3 protein-coding genes are annotated in these 2,570 nt (G+C 62.5%); all 3 read right to left on the bottom strand.

Annotated features, from left to right (window positions below; all coding sequences use genetic code 11):
- Window positions 1-16: 16 nt before the first annotated feature.
- The gene (locus VMR03_RS12385) at window positions 17-415 is read right to left on the bottom strand and encodes a F0F1 ATP synthase subunit epsilon (protein WP_325405648.1); all 399 of its coding nucleotides are present in this window, start codon (window positions 413-415) and stop codon (window positions 17-19) included.
- A 21-nt stretch (window positions 416-436) separates the two neighbouring features.
- A complete protein-coding gene (gene atpD, locus VMR03_RS12380; protein ID WP_325405646.1) occupies window positions 437-1,873 on the bottom strand; it encodes a F0F1 ATP synthase subunit beta in 1,437 nt (478 codons plus the stop codon).
- A 35-nt stretch (window positions 1,874-1,908) separates the two neighbouring features.
- On the bottom strand, window positions 1,909-2,570 hold a 662-nt coding region (locus VMR03_RS12375), incomplete at its 5' end, for a F0F1 ATP synthase subunit gamma (protein ID WP_325405644.1).

Below are 2,570 nucleotides of genomic sequence, written 5' to 3'. Positions count from 1 at the left end.
TCGGCCTTTTCGGACCTCAAAGAACCTGACGAAGCTGCCTCAGATGGTCGAGGCGTTCCTGCGCCGCGAGCCGCGCTTCATCGCTCTTGGCGTCCGCGACATCTTCCTCGGCATAGCCGATTTCGAGGTCGAGCTTGCCCTGATCGAGTTCCTCGAGCGGGATCGTGTGCTCGGCGAGCACCGTGAGGCCCGCAGGCGTCACTTCGGCAAAGCCGCCGCGCACGAAGATGCGCCGCTGCCCGCGGCCCTCATCGTCGATATTGATGACGCCGGGGCGCAGCGTGGTCATGAAGGGCGCGTGGCCCGCCAGCACGCCGAAATCGCCCTCTTTGCCGGGCACAGTCACCATGTCGACATTCTCCGACAGGAGAAGCCGCTCGGGCGAAACGAGGTCGAAATGGAGCTTGTCGGCCATGAGGCTGATCCCGATCTTCCCTTAGGCCGCTTCAGCCGCCAGACGTTCCGCCTTCTTGATCGCATCTTCGATCGTGCCGACCATGTAGAAGGCGGCTTCGGGCAGGTGGTCGTAGTCGCCATCGCAAAGGCCCTTGAAACCCTTCACGGTGTCCTTCACGTCGACGAGCACGCCGGGCGTGCCGGTGAAGACTTCGGCGACGAAGAAGGGCTGCGACAGGAAGCGCTCGATCTTGCGGGCGCGGGCAACGACGAGCTTGTCCTCTTCGGACAGCTCGTCCATGCCGAGAATGGCAATGATGTCCTGAAGCGACTTGTAGCGCTGCAGGATCGATTGCACGCGGCGCGCCGTGTCGTAATGCTCCTGACCGACAACGCGCGGCTCGAGAATGCGCGAGGTCGAGTCGAGCGGGTCGACGGCGGGATAGATGCCCTTTTCCGAGATCGCGCGATTGAGAACCGTCGTCGCATCGAGATGCGCGAAGGAGGTCGCGGGCGCCGGGTCGGTCAAGTCGTCGGCGGGCACGTAAATCGCCTGCACCGAGGTGATCGAACCCTTGGTTGTGGTGGTGATGCGTTCCTGCAGCGCGCCCATGTCGGTCGCGAGCGTCGGCTGGTAACCCACCGCCGAAGGAATACGGCCGAGAAGCGCCGACACTTCCGAACCCGCCTGCGTGAAGCGGAAGATGTTGTCGACGAAAAAGAGAACGTCCTGGCCCTGATCGCGGAAATGCTCGGCGACGGTGAGACCCGTCAGAGCGACGCGGGCACGGGCTCCCGGCGGCTCGTTCATCTGGCCGTAAACAAGGGCGCATTTCGAACCGGCGGTGTTGCCGCCATTTTCATGCGGGTCCTTGTTGACGCCGGACTCGATCATCTCGTGATAGAGGTCGTTGCCTTCGCGCGTACGCTCGCCGACGCCGGCGAACACCGAATAGCCGCCATGGGCCTTCGCGATGTTGTTGATGAGCTCCTGGATGAGCACGGTCTTGCCCACGCCGGCGCCGCCGAAAAGGCCGATCTTGCCGCCGCGCGCATAAGGCGCGAGAAGATCGACAACCTTGATGCCGGTGACGAGCATTTCGGCTTCCGTCGACTGCTCGACGAAGGGCGGCGCGTCCTGATGGATCGTGCGGGTCGCGTCGGCCTTGACCGGGCCCGCTTCGTCCACCGGCTCGCCGATGACGTTGATGATGCGGCCGAGCGTGCCTTCGCCGACCGGCACGGAGATCGCCGAACCGGTATCGCGCACTTCCTGGCCGCGGGTCAGACCCTCGGTCGTGTCCATGGCGATCGTGCGGACCGTGTTTTCACCGAGGTGCTGCGCGACTTCGAGAACGAGGCGATTGCCGCCATTGTTCGTCTCGAGCGCGTTCAGAATGGCCGGCAGATGATCGGTGAACTCCACGTCCACGACGGCGCCGATGATTTGGGCGATCTTTCCGACTGCGTTGCTCATGCGAGTTCCTTAATCTTTCCCGTCCGGGAACGTCTTTAGAGGGCTTCAGCGCCCGAAATGATTTCGATCAGTTCTTTGGTGATCATCGCCTGACGCGAACGGTTGTAGGTGATCTGCAGTTTCTTGATCATCTCGCCCGCGTTGCGCGTCGCATTGTCCATCGCGGACATCTTCGCACCAAATTCACCCGCGACGTTTTCGAGAAGCGCCGTGAAAATCTGCACCGCAAGATTGCGCGGCAGAAGATCGGCGAGGATCTCGGCCTCGTCGGGCTCGTATTCGTAAACGGCGCCACCCAGATCGGCGCCACCTTCGGCCGACGCCGGCAGGGTCGCCGGGATCAGCTGCTGCGCGGTCGGGATCTGCGTCACGACATTCTTGAACTTCGAGTAGAAGAGCGTTGCGACATCGAATTCGCCCGCTTCGAACATCGAGAGCACGGTCGAGGCGATATCTTCCGCCTGCTCGAAACCGATATAACGGATGCCGGTGAACTCGTAGCTCTTGACGATCTTGTCGCCAAAAAGCCGCTTCAACGCATCGCGGCCCTTGCGGCCGACGGTGAGGATCTTCACCGTCTTGCCTTCGCGCAGGAGCTTGTAGATATGCTCGCGCGCGAGCCGCGAAATCGACGAATTGAAGCCGCCGCAAAGACCGCGATCGGCGGTCGCCACGATTACGAGATGCACCTGGTCGC

Origin of the sequence: Parvibaculum sp. (assembly GCF_035511255.1) — a bacterium.
GTDB lineage: Bacteria > Pseudomonadota > Alphaproteobacteria > Parvibaculales > Parvibaculaceae > Parvibaculum.
The sequence above is the reverse complement of the archived record's forward strand: the minus strand, read 5'-3'. Positions and strand labels throughout refer to the sequence as shown.

What these genes read in the sequence shown, in the direction of transcription:
- atpD (WP_325405646.1), bottom strand. Translation starts at nt 1,873, where the DNA reads ATGAGCAACGCAGTCGGAAAGATCGCCCAAATCATCGGCGCCGTCGTG.
- VMR03_RS12385 (WP_325405648.1), bottom strand. Translation starts at nt 415, where the DNA reads ATGGCCGACAAGCTCCATTTCGACCTCGTTTCGCCCGAGCGGCTTCTC.